The sequence below is a fragment of the Sanguibacter antarcticus genome (assembly GCF_002564005.1).
Lineage (GTDB): Bacteria > Actinomycetota > Actinomycetes > Actinomycetales > Cellulomonadaceae > Sanguibacter > Sanguibacter antarcticus.
Window position 1 is genome coordinate 1506885 of record NZ_PDJG01000001.1, and the last position, 18018, is coordinate 1524902.

Sequence of the window (18018 nt, forward strand, 5' to 3'; positions counted from 1 at the left end):
CGGACGCACCCTGGCGGGATGTGTGCCCTCATCATCCCTGACACAGCACAGCGTGCCCCTCATCAACACACCAGACACGGCCGTTCGGTGCTCCCCGACGCAGTCCTGGCCCACCGCCCTGTCAGAGGTCGTCGTCGATCCAGGAGACGTCGTCGTACGCGAGCTCGGTTTCGGTGCTGGCTGCGGACTCTTCCGCGAGCGCCTGGTGGATGGACGACATCGCGACTCCCGGCGCGTAGCCCTTGCGGGCGAGCGCGCCCATCGCGCGCCGGATCCTCACGGTCCGCTCGAGACTCGCGGTCCGGCGCAGCCGCGCCCGCGCCAGGTCGAGGGCTGCGACGGCCTCGTCGTCTGCGTCGAGCTGACTCAGGGCACGCTCCGCGGTGTCAGGCGCGATGCCCTTGCGGTTGAGCTCGTGAGCGATCGCGCGACGCGCCTGGTGCCGTTCCGCGAACCGCGCTCGGACGATGCGTGCCGCGTAGTCCTCGTCGTCGACGAGGCCGACCTCTTCGAAGCGGTCGAGGAGCTCCGTCGCGACGTCCTCGTCGATCTCTTTGCGAGCGAGGCTGGCTTCCAGCTGCGATCGGCTCTTCGGGGCAGCGGCAAGGATGCGCAGGAGGATCGATCGCGCCTTCTCCTGCTGCTCGAGGCGAGACAGCACCGGGACCGCGGGCGACTCCTCTTCCCCAGGAGACATCTCGCCACGCGGTCCCGCCGCTGTCGGTAGCCGCCGAGCGGTCAGAAGTCGACCTTCTTGCTCTTCGCTGCCGAAGTCTTCGCAGCCGTCGTGGCCGCAGCCTTCACCGGGGCGTCAGCCTTGGCCGGCGCATCGGCCTTGGCCGGCGCTCCAGCGGCGGCGGTCTCGGTGGAGCCAGGCTGGACACCGACGCCGAGCTTCTCCAGGATGCGGCGCTCGAGCTCCTTGGCGAGATCCGGGTTGTCGCGCAGGAACCCGCGAGAGTTCTCCTTGCCCTGACCCAGCTGGTCACCGTCGTAGGTGAACCACGATCCGGACTTGCGCACGAAGCCGTGCTCCACGCCCATGTCGATGAGCCCACCCTCGCGCGAGATGCCGACGCCGTAGAGGATGTCGAACTCCGCCTGCTTGAACGGGGGTGCCATCTTGTTCTTGACGACCTTGACCCTGGTGCGGTTACCCACGGGCTCGGTCCCCTCCTTGAGGGTCTCGATGCGACGGATGTCGAGACGGATCGAGGCGTAGAACTTCAACGCCTTGCCTCCTGTCGTCGTCTCCGGCGAGCCGAAGAAGACACCGATCTTCTCGCGCAGCTGGTTGATGAAGATCGCCGTGGTGTTGGACTGGCTCAGTGCACCCGTGATCTTGCGGAGCGCCTGGGACATGAGACGGGCCTGGAGACCGACGTGGCTGTCACCCATCTCGCCCTCGATCTCGGCCTTCGGCACGAGTGCGGCGACGGAGTCGATGACGACGACGTCGATGGCACCCGAACGGATGAGCATGTCCATGATCTCGAGCGCCTGCTCGCCCGTGTCCGGCTGGGAGACGAGCAGAGCGTCGGTGTCCACGCCGAGCTTCTTCGCATACTCGGGGTCGAGCGCGTGCTCGGCGTCGATGAAGGCAGCGATACCGCCGGCGCGCTGGGCGTTGGCGACAGCGTGGAGCGCGAGGGTCGTCTTTCCGCTGGACTCGGGGCCGTAGATCTCGACGACGCGTCCGCGCGGGAGCCCCCCGATACCGAGGGCGACATCCAGCGCGATCGATCCGGTCGGGATGATCTCGGCAGGAGCGCGGATCTCGTCGCCGAGACGCATGACCGATCCTTTACCGAAGTTGCGGTCGATCTGAGCGAGCGCCGCCTCGAGTGCCTTCTCGCGGTCTGCTGGTGCGGCCATGGTTGTCACCTCAATGTCGGGAGCGGGGTACCGCTCGCTGTCGTGCCTCAGTTGTCTCGTGCCAGGACGCTACGGCGAACCACTGACATCGCGTCCGGAGCCTGTCGAACCTGTGCAGGGATGGACGTCTGAGCGATCTGTGCACAACACTACCCGAACACGTGTTCGAGCGAGGCTCGGCCCGCCGCGTGTCGCAACCTTCGTGGCGGTCCCGCTCCAAGACTCCGTACAGGAGCATCACCGTGGCGGTGGAGCCTGCCGGAACTCGTCGTGACCCCACCGTCGCCGGTCCGGGACGTCCATGGCGTCGCAGAGGACGTGCCACACCGTGCGCGGCTCGACGCCCGCCTCGATCGCTTGTTCTGCCGTCTGGTCGTCGAGCGCGCTCAGGACCTGGTCGGACGCGAGCGTCCGACCGTACGCGCGGCCGAAGACCTCGTCCACCAGATCCCAGAACTCTCGATTTCGCACGCCCCTAGCCTCGCACGACCAGCCGTTGTCGGTCGTACCGGTGAGAATGGACGGGTGCCTCGACCACCAGACGTTCCCGACGACCCCGCGCTGCGGGCGGGCGCTGCGCTCGCGCAGCTCGGCCGAGCCACCCAGAGCTGGTTCGCCGGCGCGTTCGAGAGTCCGACTGCAGCTCAGTCCGGCGCATGGTCCGCCGTGGCGTCAGGTCACCATGCTCTCGTCGTCGCACCGACAGGGTCCGGGAAGACTCTCGCCGCTTTCCTCTGGGCGCTCGACACCCTGCTCGACCCGGACGGCCCTGAGGCCGAGGCCGTCGCCAGGTGCCGGGTCCTCTACGTGTCCCCGCTCAAGGCCCTCGCCGCCGACGTCGAGCGCAACCTGCGCTCACCCTTGACAGGCATCCGCCAGGCCGCTGCCCGCCTCGGGACACCCGTCAGAGAGGTCACGGTGGGGACCCGGACAGGCGACACCCCCGCTGCGGAGCGTCGCCGCTTCGCTACCCGCCCACCCGACATCCTCATCACGACACCCGAGTCGCTCTACCTCATCCTCACCTCAGCAGCCCGCGCAGGCCTCAGCGGCGTCGAGACGGTGATCATCGACGAGATCCACGCTGTCGCCGGGACCAAGCGCGGAGCACACCTGGCGGTGTCCCTCGAACGTCTCGATGCGCTGACCCAGGCTCCGGTCCAGCGGATCGGCCTCTCTGCGACAGTCACGCCGGTCGATGCGGTCGCGACGTTCCTCGCCGGGACCCGGAGGCTGGACGACGGCGGCCGGCCGGTCGCCGTCGTCCAGCCTGCCGCGAGCAAGCGCATCGAGGTCGACGTCGTCGTCCCGGTGCCAGACCTCGCCGACCTGCGTGGTGCCACGCTGCCCGGCCGTCCTGACCACGACCCGTCGACGGACCCCGCCCTCGACGGACCGGACCTCACCGGCCAGGGTGGCGGGCGTCCGGCGCGCCCCTCGGTGTGGCCGCACGTCGAAGAACGCGTCGTCGACCTCGTCGCAGCACACCGGTCGACGCTCGTCTTCACCAACTCGCGTCGCGGGGCCGAGCGGCTCACGTCCCGGATGAACGAGGTGTGGGCCGAACGCCACGGTGAGGACGTCGACGCGCCGGGCGACCGTCACGCTGCCGAGATCCAGGCACAGTCCGGGGCAGCGGCCGGTGCACCACCCGTCCTCGCGCGCGCTCACCACGGCTCGATGAGCCGGGCCGAGAGGACACACACCGAGACCGAGCTCAAGGAGGGACGGCTGCCCGCGGTGGTCTCGACATCGTCTCTCGAGCTCGGCATCGACATGGGCTCGATCGACCTGGTCGTCCAGATCGGCGCGCCGCCATCGGTCGCGAGCGGTCTGCAGCGTGTCGGACGCGCCGGCCACCAGGTCGGCGCGGTCTCCCGCGGCGTGGTCTTCCCGATGCACCGTGGGGACCTCGTACCGTCGACCGTCATCGCCGAACGGATGCGAGCAGGCCAGATCGAGAGCCTGACCGTGCTCCGCAACCCCCTCGACGTGCTCGCCCAGCACATCGTGGCGATGGTCGCTGTCGAGGACTGGGACGTCGAGGAGCTCGCAGCTGTCATCCGCAGGTCCGCACCGTTCGAGACGCTCGGACGCGGGGCTCTGCACTCCGTGCTCGACATGCTCTCCGGTCGTTATCCGAGCGAAGACTTCGGCGAGCTGCGAGCGCGCATCGTGTGGGACCGCGTCACCGGCCGCCTCTCGGCCCGTCCCGGCGCCCTGCGTCTCGCTGTAACGAGCGGCGGCACCATCCCCGACCGAGGTCTCTACGGGGTCTTCCTTGCCTCCGGGAACGACGCAGACGCCGACGCGCCGTCCCACGGCGCCGCTCACCGTGGTGGACGACGGGTGGGTGAGCTCGACGAAGAGATGGTGTACGAGTCGCGCATCGGTGACACGTTCACGCTCGGGTCGAGCACCTGGCGGATCGAAGACATCACGCACGACCGGGTCCTCGTGACACCGGCTCCCGGGGTCCCCGGTCGTCTGCCCTTCTGGAAGGGTGACTCTCCGGGCCGGCCGGTCGAGCTCGGCAGGGCCGTCGGGGCGTGGTTGCGGGCTGCCGGGGAGCTCGTCGCCCCACGAGCGACACAGGGAGGCGCCAGGTCCGGGACTGTCCCCAGCACGAGCGCTGACGACCCCGTCGACGCGAGCCCGTGGGCCGGTCTCGACCCGTGGGCCGCCGACAACCTCCGCGCCTACCTGACCGAGCAGATCGCCGCCACAGGCGTCCTCCCAGACGACAGGACGGTGCTCGTCGAGCGCTTCCGGGACGAGCTGGGCGACTGGCGGATCGTCATACACTCCCCGTTCGGAGCCAAGGTCCACGCTCCGTGGGCGCTCGTCCTGGCGGGGCGCATCCGTGCACGGTTCGGGATCGATGCGGCGACGATGCACTCCGACGACGGAATCGTCCTGCGGCTTCCCGACGTGGGCGACTACGCCGACGCCGGTCGCACCTCCTCGGGCAGGGTGGCGCTCTCCGAGGACCGGGACACCGACGCGGTCGACCTGACGGACCTGCTCATCGATCCGGAGGAGGTCACTGCCGCGGTCCAGGCCGAGCTCGGACAGTCGGCACTCTTCGGGGCGCGGTTCCGCGAGGCTGCGTCTCGGGCTCTCCTCCTGCCGCGCCGCAGCCCAGACCGCCGTCAGCCTCTCTGGCAGCAGCGCCAGCGGTCGGCTCAGCTGCTCAGCGTGGCAGCAGACTACCCCGACTTCCCGATCGTGCTCGAAGCCGTGCGGGAGTGCCTCCAGGACGAGTTCGACGTCCGGTCGCTCGTCTCCCTCATGCGTGATCTCGAGTCAGGAACGGTCCGCGTGCTCGAGGTGACGACCCCCTCGCCGTCCCCGTTCGCCCAGTCGTTGCTCTTCGGCTACACCGCCCAGTTCATCTATGACGGTGACGCCCCGCTGGCCGAGCGTCGCGCGGCTGCGCTGACGCTCGACCCGGAGCTCCTCGCCGAGCTCATGGGCCACGAGGGCGCGTCCCAGGTCGCGGACCTTCTCGACCCAGACGCCGTCCTGCGGACCGAGCGCGAGCTCGCGTGGCTCACGGAGGACAGGCGTGCGCGTCACGGCGAGGATGTCTGGGAGATGCTCCGCCGGATCGGCCCGTCGACGCTCGACGACGTGGTGGCGCGAACGCTCGACGACGCACGACCTCACGTACCGGGATGGCTCGCCGAGCTCGAGAGGTCTCGACGGGTCATCCAGGTCCGTCTCGCCGGGGTCGAGCCGTCAGGACACTGGGCAGCGATCGAGGACGCCGGGCGCCTGCGGGACGCTCTCGGTGTCGCGCTGCCTGTCGGCGTGCCCGAGACGTTCACCGAGGTCCTCCCCGACCCCCTCGGCGACCTCGTGCGACGTTACGCCCGCACCCACGGTCCCTTCACCGTCCGCGACCTCGCACAGCACTACGGGCTGGGGACGGCCGTCGTCGCGGACGTCCTCGCGCGTCATGTCGCGCGCGGCGCCGTCGTGACAGGCCGGCTGCGGCCCGACGCGCTCGGTGGCTCCGGCGTGGACTTCTGCGACGCTGAGGTGCTGCGCACCCTCCGTCGACGGTCGCTGGCTGCCCTGCGCTCCGAGGTGGAGCCCGTCCCGCAAGAGGCGCTCGGCGTCTTCTTGCCCCGGTGGCAGTCGTTCGGCACGCTGCGGGGCGTCGACGGCCTCTACCGGGTGGTCGAGCAGCTCTCCGGCGCGGGCCTGCCCGCCTCGATCCTCGAGACCCAGATCCTGCCTGCACGGGTGACCGACTACTCCCCCGCGATGCTCGACGAGCTGAGCACCTCGGGGGAGGTGATCTGGTGCGGGCACCATCCCGTCCCCGGCTCACGTGGCAGCCAGGACGGGATCGTCAGCCTGCACCTGGCCGAGACTGCCTCGCTCACCCTCCCGCTCGTCGACGACAGCGCCGAGCATGCGGACGGGTCGCTCCATGCCCTCGTCCTCGCCGCCCTCGACGGCGGGGGCGGCTTTTTCCTCCCGCACCTCGCTGACGCCGTCGGGGCTTCCGTCGCCGACACCCTCGGTGCGGCGTGGGACCTCGTCTGGGAAGGCCGGATCACGAACGACAGCCTCGGGCCGCTGCGCGCCCGTCTCGGTCAGCAGGCGCCCACGCCTCGGCCGCGGGCTGGGGCTCGCGCTGGGCGTCGCGGCCTGCGACCGTCCTTCGCCGTCACGCCCGCGCGAGACGCTCGTGCGCGGGACTCGAGCTCTTCGCTGCGCGCTGTCGACGCAGGCGGCGGTGGGAGATGGTCTGCTCTGCCCGCCAGAGACACCGACCCGGTCCGCCGGACGCACGCGCTCGCCACCGTCCTTCTCGACCGGCACGGTGTGCTCTCCCGAGCAGTCGCGTCCGCGGAGAACGTCTCGTCGCGCTATGGCGACGTCTACCGGGTCCTCGCGACCTTGGAGAACGCTGGTCAGGTGCGCCGCGGATACTTCGTCGAGCATCTGGGGGGTTCGCAGTTCGCCCTTCCCGGAGCCGTCGACCTGCTCCGCGCCGTCGACGGCGAAGCCGCCCGCACCGTGGCCCGCGCGGCCCCGCGGGTCGCGATCTGCCTCGCGGCCACCGACCCCGCCAACCCGTACGGGGCGGCGGTCGCCTGGCCGACGCCCCACGCCTCCTCTGCTCCTCGCGTGCCCTCGCAGGACGAGACGACGCCCGAGCCGAGCGCGAGCACTGGCGCAGGAACACACCGACCGGGCCGAAAGGTCGGCGCTCAGGTGGTGCTCGTCGACGGCGCGCTGACCTTCTTCCTCGAACGCTCCGGCCGGAGCCTCGTGACCTTCACCGACGACCCGCACCGGCTCGGACCAGCAGCCCTCGCTCTGGCCGAGGCGTTCGCAACCGGTCGGCTCGGCCGTTCCCACATCCGACGGATCGACGGGCAGGACGCACTTCTCGGCGCTTCCGGCATCGCCCGGCCAGCGATCCTCTCAGCGTTGCTCGACGCCGGCTTCTCCATGACACCGTCGGGAGTGCGGTGGTCACCTGCCAGGACTGCTCCCCCTCCTACCGTCCGTCCCGCCGGCCTACGAGGTGCGACCGGTGCCTGAAGGCGACACCGTGCTCCTCACGGCCCGCCGCCTCGATGCCGCGCTCAGCGGTCGACCGCTCGTCCGCTCCGAGCTGCGATGGCCTCGCGTCCCGGTCGACGAGCTCACCGGTCTCGTCGTCGTCGAGACCGTCGCGTACGGAAAGCATCTGCTCACGCGCCTCGACGACGGCTGGACTCTTCACACCCACCTGCGCATGGACGGGAGCTGGCGCGTGGCCCGCACCGGCGCGCCCGACGCTTCAGCGAGAGGCGCGTTCGTCCGTGCGGTCCTCGCGAACGAGACCTGGACCTGCGTCGGGCACCGGCTCGGCATGCTCGACCTCGTACGGACACGAGACGAGCACCAGCTCGTCGGCCATCTCGGCCCGGACATCCTCGCGGACGACTTCACCGATCGTCTCGACCTGCTGGCTCCCGGCGGCACCGTGGCGGGTCCCCTCGGCGCGTGCACGGTGGGTGATCTTCTCCTCGACCAGACGTTCGTCGCAGGCATCGGGACGCTCTTCGCGTGCGAAGGACTCTTCCGTCTCAAGATGTGGCCGTGGTCTCGTGCACGCGACGTGGACGTCGTCACGCTCCTTCTCACCATCCGACGGCACATGCTCCGAGGAGTCGCAGTCCCGGTGGACGGTCGTGAGGTCAAGGTGCACGCCCGAGCGGGACGACCGTGCGCGCGGTGCGGTGACCGGGTGGTGCGAGGCGTCGTCGGATCGGCTCCGACCGAGCGGCCGATGTTCTACTGCCCGACCTGCCAGGTTCCCCGCCCCGGGCAGACAGACGAGGGCCCCGGTGTCACGTCGTGACACCGGGGCCCTCGATCACGCGTCCTGACGGCTGTATCAGCCGACCGGCTGGAGCGAGCCAGCAGAGTGGCGCATCCCACGCTCTGGCTGCGCACGCCCCATGGCGGCGAAGTCCGCTGGCAGAGTGTCCGGGACGAGGAGGCCTTCAGCGACCGCGATGCGGTCGCTGACCTCACGAAGGATCAACGACAGCGGCGCGTCGAGAGCGTCACAGATCGATCCGAGGAGCTCCGACGATGCTTCCTTCTGTCCACGCTCGACCTCGCTCAGGTATCCGAGCGAGACCCGCGCAGCCGAGGACACCTCACGGAGCGTCCGCCCCTGCCGTTGACGAGCATCTCGCAGTACGTCCCCGATCTCTCGGCGTAGTACAACCATGTGGCGACCTCCTCCCGTATCCTGAACCTCTTGTGTCGTGGTGACCGCACCACCTCGAGGGTCGCGAAGCGTCCTCGAGGATGAAGGGTCTGTCTTACCGTACCTTGCTTGCCCTGCAAGCCGCTTGCTCGATCCGTTGAACACGCCAGATCTTGACCTGGTCGTCACATTCACCGGCCCTGCAACCACCTGGTTCGTCTTCACACAGTCCTCAACGACGGTCGGCTCTGCGTTGTTCCCGCGGGTCGTCATCGGAGCACCTCCTCGAGGAGCGCCAGCGCAGCCCGCACGCTCGCGTCCTGGACTGCAGCTCTGTCACCGGCGAAAGCATGCTCTTCCGTGCGCGTCCCGGCCCCCTCGCGGTGCACCGCGAGAAAGACGGTGCCCGGCTCACGTCCGTCTTGAGAGTCTGGGCCCGCCACTCCGGTCGTCGCCACCCCGACCTCTGCGTCCAGCCGCTGGCACACTCCCTCGGCCATCTGCCGCGCGACGTCGCCGGTGACGGCTCCGTGCGCGGCCAGCACACCTGCGTCGACGCCGAGCAGGCTGTGCTTGAGATCCGTCGCATAGGCCACCACCCCGCCACGGACGACGCGGGACGCGCCCGGGACCGCGACCAGCTCGGCGACCAGCAACCCCCCGGTCAACGACTCCGCGACCGCGAGCGACAGCTCCGAGCGCTCGAGAAGCTCAAGGACACGGGCCGCGACCGGGAGCATCAGGCCTCGTCGTCCTGGACAGCGGCGCGAGCGCCGCTGTGCGCCGCACCTGCGGCGCGGGCGTCGCGGCGCACCTGCCAGCCCTTGATCGCATAGTCGACGCCGGTCCCGAGCGTCACCACCAGCGCCGCAGCCATGACAGCGGCGCCGAGCCACCCGAGCACGGCCGGCATCTCATGGAGCGGGAAGAGGTAGATCGCGATCGCGACCGACTGCAAGACCGTCTTGAGCTTTCCACCGCGCGACGCCGGCATGACGGCGTAGCGGAGGATCAAGAACCGCATGAGAGTGATGCCTGCCTCGCGAGCGAGGATGAGCACCGTCACCCACCACCACACGTCACCCAGCGCCGAGAGCACGACGAGCGCTGTACCGATGAGGACCTTGTCGGCGATCGGATCGAGGATCTTGCCGAGGTCGGTCACCATGTCGTTCTTGCGCGCGAGGTAGCCGTCCAGCCGGTCTGTCGCTGCAGCGAGGATGAAGATCGCTGCCGCCACGAGCCGCCACGTCACGGTGTGCCCGCCGTCGGCCAGCAGCGCCCACGCGAAGAAGGGGACCATGGCGATCCGCAGCATCGTCACGATGTTGGCAGCGTTCCACGGAGAAGCGTTAGGTGAGGTCACGCGCCAAGCCTATGCGCTCACATCATCGGACAGGTGCGTTCCACCCGTCGTCGTCGGTGTCCGCGCTGTCGTGATAATCCACAGCTTCGGGGGGCATCGACGCGCTGAGGTCCTCGTAGGGGCTCTCTGCTGCGGCGGACGACGGTGCGGGCGTCCCTCGCAGCATGGCCAGCGTTCCGGGCAGGTCGTCCGCCTGAACCATGACCTCGCGGGCCTTCGACCCCTCGGACGGACCGACGATCTCCCGAGACTCCAGCAGGTCCATGAGCCTGCCCGCCTTCGCGAAGCCCACCCTGAGCTTGCGCTGGAGCATGGACGTGGACCCGAACTGCGTGGTCACGACGAGCTCTGCAGCCTGCAAGAGGAGGTCGAGATCGTCTCCGATGTCGTCGTCGACCTGCTTCTTCGCCGCGACCTGCGCGACGTCCTGCCGGTAGACGGGCTTGAGCTGGGCTTTGACGTGCTCGACGACCGCATGGACCTCGCTCTCCCCCACCCAGGCACCTTGGACACGGATCGGCTTCGAGGCTCCCATCGGCAAGAAGAGCGCGTCACCCTGCCCGATGAGCTTCTCGGCTCCGGCCTGGTCGAGAACGACGCGGGAGTCAGCGAGCGAGGACGTCGCGAACGCGAGCCGCGACGGGACGTTCGCCTTGATGAGCCCGGTGACGACGTCGACGCTGGGCCTCTGGGTCGCGAGGACGAGGTGGATACCTGCAGCGCGCGCGAGCTGTGTGATGCGCTGGATCGAGGCCTCGACGTCTCGCGGCGCCACCATCATGAGGTCAGCAAGCTCGTCGACGACGACGAGCAGGTAGGGGTACGTCGCGATCTTGCGCTCTGAGCCAGGCATCGGCTTGACCTTGCCGGCACGCACCGCGGTGTTGAAGTCGTCGATGTGCTTGTATCCGAAGAGCGCGAGGTCGTCGTAGCGCGCGTCCATCTCGCGGACCACCCATTCGAGCGCCTCGGCGGCCTTCTTCGGGTTGGTGATGATCGGTGTGATGAGGTGCGGGATGCCCTCGTAGATAGTCAGCTCGACGCGCTTGGGGTCGACGAGCACCATCCGCACCTCGTCGGGTGTCGAGCGCATGAGGATCGACGTGATCATCGAGTTGACGAAGCTCGACTTGCCGGCGCCCGTCGCGCCAGCGACGAGGATGTGGGGCATCTTCGCCAGGTTGGCCACGACGTATCCGCCCTCGACGTCCTTGCCGACGCCGATGATCATCGGGTGCTCGCTGCGCAACGCGACAGCAGACCGGAGCACGTCACCGAGCACCACGGTCTCGCGGTCGGTGTTCGGGATCTCGATACCGATCGCGGACTTGCCAGGGATGGGCGAGAGGATACGGACGTCGGCGCTCGCGACCGCGTAGGCGATGTTCTTGCTCAGCGCTGTGACGCGCTCGACCTTGAGCCCAGGCCCGACCTCGACCTCGTAGCGCGTCACGGTCGGCCCACGGCTGAAGCCGGTGACCTTCGCGGCGATGTCGAACTGGTCGAACACGCCCGTGAGCGCTTCGACGATGCGGTCGTTGGCGGCGGAACGCACCTTGTGCGGAGCACCCTTGACCAGCAGGTCTTCGCCCGGGAGGACGTAGACGGTGTCTCCGTCGAGCATCGGCTGCTCGCCCCGGGGCACCCGGGTCGTCGGCGGAGCAGGCAACGGGCGCATCGGCACCTGCGCCGCGGCGACCGGCGCGTCCGCCGGACGGTCGGTGGTCCCGAGAACCTCGGTGGGCGGGTCGGCCGGCGGCGCGACCGCGGCCTCGTGCGCGGTCTCGAGCATCTCGCGCTCCAGCGCCGCAGCACGCTCGAAGGCCTCGTCGCCGACATAGCCGCCTTCGAGACGCTCGGTCGGCTCCTCCTCCGCCGCGGGCTCGGCACGAGGCCTTCGGGGAGACTTCACACGTCGACGTGACGGCTTCGGCACCTCGTCGGTCCCGTCGTGACGGAGGACGCCGTCGGCAAGGTCAAGGTCCTGCGGGTCTTTCTCCGTGGGCTCTTGCCCGCCCGGCTCGTGCCCGGTCAGCCTGTTGTAGACCCCACCGAGACGCTCGGGGATGGCGTGCACAGGTGTCTTCGTGACGACGAGAAGCCCGAAGAACGCCAGGAGCACGAGCAGCGGGACGGCGACCCACGCGCTCAGTCCTGCGGCGAGCGGGTGCCCGACGAGATAGCCGACGATCCCGCCTGCGTCACGCAGGCCTTCGTAGCCGTCGCTCGGCTGAGGCCGTCCCGAGGCGATGTGGACGATGCTGCAGACGGCGACCGTCATCGCACTGAGCCCGATCGTCACCCGTGAGTTCGCCTGCTCACGATCAGGGTGCCGCATGAGCCGGACCGCGAGAGCCAGCAAGATGAGCGGGACAGCGACGGCAACCTCTCCGAACGTCCCTGCGGCCACGACGTGGATGGCCTCAGCGGTCGAGCCGTCGATGCCCCACCACTCCCGAGCGGCCACGATCAGCGCGAGCGCGACGAGGAGGAAGGCGACACCGTCACGCCGGTGAGCCGGATCGAGCTCTCGTGCGTCCCGTCCGATCCTCCGTGCTGTCCCACCCACGAGGTGCGCCACTCCCATCCACATGCTCTTGACCAGCCGGACAGGCCATGGCCTCTTCGGTGCTGCAACCTTCTTCGTCGTGCTCGCCCGGGCCTTCGTGGCGCTGGCTGCGCGACCACGCGCTGGCGTTCCGGAGCGCTGGGTGGAGGACGCACGGGTAGCCATGCTGCCAATCTAGTCGCGCCCGCCGGGCGATCCGCGGATTGCAGGTTGCGTGTCCGGACCAGGACGGCCGATGGACCGGCAGCCAGGCTACCGGTCCATCAGACGAGCTGTGCTATCGGTCCATCACTGGATCGCGAAGTAGCCCTCGTAGTCGTCCTCGAAGTCACCCCACGCGGAGACGCGCCAGACGCCGTCAGCAGCCTGGTCCTCCGGAACCGTCACACAGATGTTCCCGGTGGCCGTGCCGTCCGTGTACAGCTCCTGACCCGTGTCGAGCTCGTTCGGGAGCTCGACATAGTTGCAGTTGTCGTCGTACGTGGTGCCGTTCGCCCCGACGTAGACCCAGTCGAGGTCGTACAGGTCTTCACGGTCCGGACCCGTGTAGGTGACGGTCGCCGGCGCCATGACGTACACCGAGCCGGCCGGCGGAGCGTAGTTCTCGAGGGAGTACGAGCTGAGACCGGGAGAGATCTCGGCCCAGGCGTCGAGGTTCGACGCAGCCATCGAGACGCTCCAGTTGAAGATCATGGCCGTCTCGTTCGGTGCGAGCGGTGCGGCACGCGTGCCGTTGTCCGACGCTGCACCGGTGGCCTCGTCGGTCGGCTCGTCGGTCGGCTCGTCCGACTCCTTCTCGGTGGGCTCCTCCGCCGGCTCGTCCGACTCTTCGTCGGTCGGCGCGTCCGACTTCTCGGTCGCCTCGGAGGTCGAGTCGTCCTTCTTCGTGTCGTCGTCGCCACCACCGATGACACCGGTCGCGAAGAGGACGCCGAAGATCGCGAGCAGCGCGACCACACCGATGATCACGGGGATGAGCCACGCCTTGGGCTTCGATCCCGGAGCACCGCCCGACGGAGGCGGCTGCCACCCGCCAGGACCAGCAGGACCGCCAGGTCCGCCGAAGCCGGGAGCCTGAGGAGCCCCCTGGGCGGGCCCCCCGAAAGTACCGTTGGGGAAGACTGCCGTCTGGTCGGCGTCCTTCGGGCTGACGCTCCCCGCTGCAGCGAAGGCCTGGGTAGGGGCCCCCTGGTCCGCGCCCGTGAAACGGGACACGTCTCCAGCATCATCTGGCTGCGGGACGCCAGGCGCTGCGGGCTGCGCTGCGTCGTCGAGCCAGAGCTGCCATCCGGGAGGGGGCGCAGGCCATGAGGGGTCCGGGTTCCACCCAGGAGGCGGGGTCCAGCCCTCCGGGGCAGGTGGCCATCCGGGCGGAGGATTGAAGCGTGCAGCCATGACGGCCCCTTCCGATTGCTGAGCAGTGATCGCGCGGCTCACAGAGATCGTCGGTACGGGGGGCCGACGGGAGACGGTGGTGCGGTGACTGCGGGAGATTTCTGGCTCAGGCTACACTCCGCCAACACGCGTACACACCAAATGTTCACGAGTGGTCATGGGCACAAGTACCCATCGCACACACGTTCACCGACCGCCGGTCGGTCAGGAGATCACGGTCCAGGCCGGTTAGGCGGGCCAGCTGTCCGGTCACGGTGAACACCGCTCGGCGCCCGTCACGCCCACCACCCGTCTCAGTCGGTGGGCGACGCCACAGAGAGCAGACCGGCCTCGACGAGCGCACCGCGGACGCTGGCGACCTCGGATCCGGTCGCCTCCACCTGGGGCAGGCGCAGGCCGCCGGACGGGATGAGGTCGAGCTCCCGCAGCGCCGCCTTGACCATGACGACCCCGAGCCCAGCCGACATGATCGCGTCGATCACGGGCACGAGACGCGAGAACCCTTCGGCTGCGACCCCGACCTGTCCGCTGCGGAAAGCATCACCGATGTCCCGGAGCTGCTGGCCGGCCACATGGCCGATGACGCTGACGAGCCCCGCGGCCCCGTGAGCGAGGAACGCGAGGAAGAGGGCGTCGTCGCCGCTGTACCAGTCGAGGTCCGTGCGCGCCATGGTCCGTGCGGCAGAGAAGACGTCACCGGTCGCGTCCTTCACCGCGACGATGTTCTCGTGCTCGGCGAGACGCTCGTACGTCGCAGACGCGAGTCGGACACCAGTGCGGCCAGGGACGTCATAGAGCATGACCGGCAGGTCCGTGGCGTCCGCGACAGCCACCGTGTGGCGCACGATGCCGTCCTGGGAGGGCCGGGAGTAATACGGGGTGACCACGAGCAGACCGTGGGCCCCCGCCTCCGCGGCCTGTCGGGCCATCCGGACAGCGTGGTCCGTGTCGTTCGAGCCGGCGCCGGCGACGATCATCGCCCGGTCCCCCACGGCATCGACGACGGCGCGCACGAGCTCGGCCTTCTCCGGTGCGTGGGTCGTCGGTGACTCACCGGTCGTCCCGTTGAGGACGAGGCCGTCGTGACCGTTCGCGACGAGGTGCTCCGCGAGCGCGACGGCTGCCTGGAGATCGACCGAGCCGTCCGGGGCGAAGGGGGTCACCATCGCCGTGAGCAGCGTTCCGAACGAGGGTGACCGAGGAGTGGAGTGCGTCATGGACCAAAAGTACAGCGCTCGCACGTGCTCCCTCTCACCCGTCCGTGCTCGACGCCCGTCCACACGTTCTCACCGCGGTCGCGGCCTGACCGCGAACAGCAGGTTTCGCTCTGGGGACCGAGGTGAGAACACTGCATGAACGAGGGCAAACTCTTGCCAAACTCAACGATGACCTGCGCAGACACGTGTGAGGATCGCCGCTGGAGCCACCATGGCTCCGCCCAGCGTTCTCAGTTCTGCACGTCCATCTGGAGGAGCGACCCCGTGACTGCACCCAGCGGCCCACCATCGACCGGCCCCGCTGTCATCTCCCACCGCGGCGACGCGATCAACCACCGCGAGAACACGCTGGCCGCGATCCGGTCGGCTATGGACCAGGGCGCGCACGCCGTCGAGGTCGATGTCCAGCTGTCGGCCGACGGGACTCCGGTCCTCGTCCACGACGAGACGTTCGAGAGACTGTGGGGCGACCCCAGGCCTGTCGCATCGATGCCGTGGTCCGAGATCGCGACGCTCGGGGACGGGACCGTCCGCGTCCCGCGTCTCCAGGAAGCGCTCGAGCTCTCGGTCGAGAGCGGCGTCCCGCTCGTCCTCGACCAGAAGCACCCGGTGGCGGGCCTCGCTGCGGCGCGTCTGGTGGACCGCCTCGGCGCTGAGCTCACGCGCTACTGCGGGTCGACCGAGGGGCTCCTCGGGATCCGCGCGATGGACCCCGGCGCGACGATCTACTTCAACGACACGTCGCTCGCGCTGCCGGACGTCCGGCTCCTCGCGACGCTGCGTCCGCAGTACTACAACCCGTACTGGCGGTTCCTCGCCCCCGCGACGGTCGATGCGATGCACGCGTTCGGCATCCTCGTCAGCTGCTGGACCCCGAACGAGGACGCCGAGCTCGCGCTCGCGCTGGACATGGGTGTCGACGGCGTCATGACCGACCGGATCGACCGGCTCCTCCTGCAGATCGAGAAGCGCGCATCGTGAGCGCGCCCGTCCTCGATGCACCCGGCGTCCGCACACCGCCGCAGCCACACGACACGACCGCCGTCGAGCAGGAGCCGGTCGCGCGTCGCAGCCTCTGGGCGCGCCATCGCGCGGAGTACCTGACCTTCCTGCTCTTCGTCACACCGAACATGGCGCTCATCGCCGTGTTCACCTACCGTCCCCTGCTCCTCAACGCCCAGTACTCGACGCTGCAGTGGAACCTCGGGTCCAGCACCGCCACCGTGATCGGGCTCGACAACTACGTCCGCTGGTTCACCGACCCTCGCAGCCTCGAGGTCGTCCGGGTGACCGCGATCTTCACGCTGACGACGGTCGGAGCCACCCTGGCGCTCGGCCTGGCGCTGGCGACGGTGCTCAACCGTCCGTTGCGCGGGACGACGTTCGCACGATCGGTCGTCTTCGCTCCGTACGTGCTGTCCGGCGTGGGGGTCGGCATGGTCTGGCTCTTCATCTTCGACCCCACGTACGGCGCCCTGTCAGCGGTGCTGCGGCTCTGGGGTGCGACGAGTCCCGAGTGGTACCTCGACCGGGACTGGGCGCTGGCGATGGTCATCGTCGTCTACGTGTGGAAGAACCTCGGCTATGCCGCGGTGATCTACCTCGCTGCGCTCCAGTCGGTGCCCAAGGACCTGCTCGACGCGGCCGCGCTCGACGGCGCAGGCCGGTCGCGAACCTTCTGGAAGATCACGGTCCCGCTCCTGTCTCCCACGACGTTCTTCCTCGTCATCACGACCGTCCTGTCGTCGCTGCAGTCCTTCGACCTCATCCACGTCATGACCAAGGGCGGCCCGCTCGACGGCACGACGACCCTCATGTACCAGGTGTATGTCGAGGCCTTCGTCACCGGCCGAGCCGGCTACTCGTCAGCGATCTCGATGATCCTCTTCACGGTCCTGCTCGTCATGACGCTCAGCCAGATGCGCTTCCTCGAGACGAAGGTGCACTACTCGTGAGCACTCCTACCCGCACCGCACCGCGGCGCACCGCACCACCCGTCGGGGGGTACCTCACTCTCGCGGGCGCGACCCTCGTCGTCGTCCTGCCGCTCGCCTGGATGGTCCTGTCGTCGTTCAAGAGCTCCGGCGAGATCGTCTCGCTCCCCATCCAGTGGCTGCCCACGAGCCTCGCACCGGAGAACTACCTCGAGGCCGGGCGCACCGCTCCGTTCGGCCGGTTCTTCCTCAACAGCCTCATCGTGACCTCCGTGGGAGCGAGCCTCAAGGTGATCCTCGCGCTGCTCACCGCGTACGGGCTCGTCTTCATCCGCTTCCCCGGGAAGAAGATCATCTTCGCCGGGATCCTCGTCGCGCTCATGGTCCCCGCGCACATGTCGCTCGTGCCCAACTACACGCTCATCGCAGGATGGGGCGGGCGCAACACGCTCTGGGGGATCGTCCTGCCCGGCCTCGGGACCGCCTTCGGCACCTTCCTGCTCCGACAGCACTTCCTGTCGCTGCCACGGTCGATCGTCGAGGCCGCCGAGATCGACGGTGCCGGGCACTGGCGGCGGCTCGTGAGCATCGTCGGGCCGGTCAGTGCACCGACGATCGCGACCGTGGGGCTCATCTCCATCGTCGGCGAGTGGAACGAGTACCTCTGGCCGCTCATCATCGTCGACACCCCCGAGCACATGACTCTCCCGGTCGGCCTGACCCTCCTGCAGAACATCGAGCCGGGTGCCACCTCGTGGGGCGTGCTCATGGCGGGGACCGCCTTCGTGCTCGTCCCTGTCCTCCTCGTCTTCGCGGCGCTCCAGCGCTACATCGTCGCGGGCCTCACCCAGGGTGCCGTCACAGGCTGACCCTTCCACCTCGTCGTCCCCTTCCCGTCCTATCCACCTCTAGCCCACCCCCACCCCCGCACCTCA

At 69.2% G+C, this 18018-nt stretch carries 14 protein-coding genes; 5 read left to right on the forward strand and 9 right to left on the reverse strand.

The genetic code is table 11. The features are described 5' to 3' along the window. Positions 1-121: 121 nt before the first annotated feature. The 3 genes from ATL42_RS06835 to ATL42_RS06845 form a co-directional block, all read right to left on the reverse strand. Positions 122-697: a regulatory protein RecX gene (locus ATL42_RS06835; protein ID WP_098454704.1), complete on the reverse strand. Its 576-nt coding sequence runs from the start codon at positions 695-697 to the stop codon at positions 122-124. 41 nt (positions 698-738) lie between these two features. Then, positions 739-1875, reverse strand: coding sequence for a recombinase RecA (gene recA, locus ATL42_RS06840; protein WP_098454705.1), 1137 nt, complete (start codon positions 1873-1875; stop codon positions 739-741). Between the two features lie 237 nt (positions 1876-2112). Then, the gene (locus ATL42_RS06845) at positions 2113-2346 is read right to left on the reverse strand and encodes a DUF3046 domain-containing protein (protein WP_098456401.1); all 234 of its coding nucleotides are present in this window, start codon (positions 2344-2346) and stop codon (positions 2113-2115) included. 54 nt (positions 2347-2400) lie between these two features. Between ATL42_RS06845 and ATL42_RS06850 the strand changes: the two genes are divergently transcribed. Both ATL42_RS06850 and ATL42_RS06855 read left to right on the forward strand, forming a co-directional pair. Next, entirely contained in the window at positions 2401-7440 is a 5040-nt protein-coding gene (locus tag ATL42_RS06850) for a DEAD/DEAH box helicase (RefSeq protein ID WP_425443191.1), read from the forward strand. After that, positions 7433-8245, forward strand: a complete 813-nt coding sequence (locus ATL42_RS06855; RefSeq protein ID WP_098454706.1) for a DNA-formamidopyrimidine glycosylase family protein — start codon at positions 7433-7435, stop codon at positions 8243-8245. The genes ATL42_RS06850 and ATL42_RS06855 overlap by 8 nt, the downstream gene beginning before the upstream one ends. 36 nt (positions 8246-8281) lie before the next feature. Here the strand turns inward: ATL42_RS06855 and ATL42_RS06860 are convergent, their stop codons facing one another. From ATL42_RS06860 to dapA, 6 genes are all read right to left on the reverse strand, one after another. Next, complete coding sequence (locus tag ATL42_RS06860) at positions 8282-8623, reverse strand: helix-turn-helix domain-containing protein (RefSeq protein ID WP_098454707.1); 342 nt, start codon at positions 8621-8623, stop codon at positions 8282-8284. Between the two features lie 248 nt (positions 8624-8871). Further along, positions 8872-9342, reverse strand: coding sequence for a CinA family protein (locus tag ATL42_RS06865; RefSeq protein ID WP_098454708.1), 471 nt, complete (start codon positions 9340-9342; stop codon positions 8872-8874). Continuing rightward, positions 9342-9968 (reverse strand): CDP-diacylglycerol--glycerol-3-phosphate 3-phosphatidyltransferase, encoded by a 627-nt coding sequence (gene pgsA / locus ATL42_RS06870; RefSeq protein WP_098454709.1) that lies wholly within the window; start codon positions 9966-9968, stop codon positions 9342-9344. The genes ATL42_RS06865 and pgsA overlap by 1 nt, the downstream gene beginning before the upstream one ends. Before the next feature lie 22 nt (positions 9969-9990). Continuing rightward, a complete protein-coding gene (locus ATL42_RS06875) occupies positions 9991-12702 on the reverse strand; it encodes an FtsK/SpoIIIE family DNA translocase (RefSeq protein ID WP_098454710.1) in 2712 nt (903 codons plus the stop codon). Between the two features lie 123 nt (positions 12703-12825). Next, entirely contained in the window at positions 12826-13752 is a 927-nt protein-coding gene (locus tag ATL42_RS16390; RefSeq protein WP_169925358.1) for a hypothetical protein, read from the reverse strand. Between the two features lie 473 nt (positions 13753-14225). Next, entirely contained in the window at positions 14226-15149 is a 924-nt protein-coding gene (gene dapA / locus ATL42_RS06885; RefSeq protein WP_098454712.1) for a 4-hydroxy-tetrahydrodipicolinate synthase, read from the reverse strand. A gap of 264 nt (positions 15150-15413) precedes the next feature. Here dapA and ATL42_RS06890 point away from each other — a divergent pair, with 264 nt between their 5' ends. From ATL42_RS06890 to ATL42_RS06900, 3 genes are read left to right on the forward strand one after another with little or no spacing between them, the layout of a single operon-like run. Further along, positions 15414-16130, forward strand: coding sequence for a glycerophosphodiester phosphodiesterase (locus ATL42_RS06890; RefSeq protein ID WP_169925359.1), 717 nt, complete (start codon positions 15414-15416; stop codon positions 16128-16130). After that, complete coding sequence (locus tag ATL42_RS06895; RefSeq protein ID WP_245862239.1) at positions 16127-17104, forward strand: carbohydrate ABC transporter permease; 978 nt, start codon at positions 16127-16129, stop codon at positions 17102-17104. The genes ATL42_RS06890 and ATL42_RS06895 overlap by 4 nt, the downstream gene beginning before the upstream one ends. Next, the gene (locus tag ATL42_RS06900; protein ID WP_245862243.1) at positions 17101-17952 is read left to right on the forward strand and encodes a carbohydrate ABC transporter permease; all 852 of its coding nucleotides are present in this window, start codon (positions 17101-17103) and stop codon (positions 17950-17952) included. Before ATL42_RS06895 ends, ATL42_RS06900 begins: the two co-directional genes overlap by 4 nt. The last annotated feature ends 66 nt before the right edge of the window (positions 17953-18018 follow it).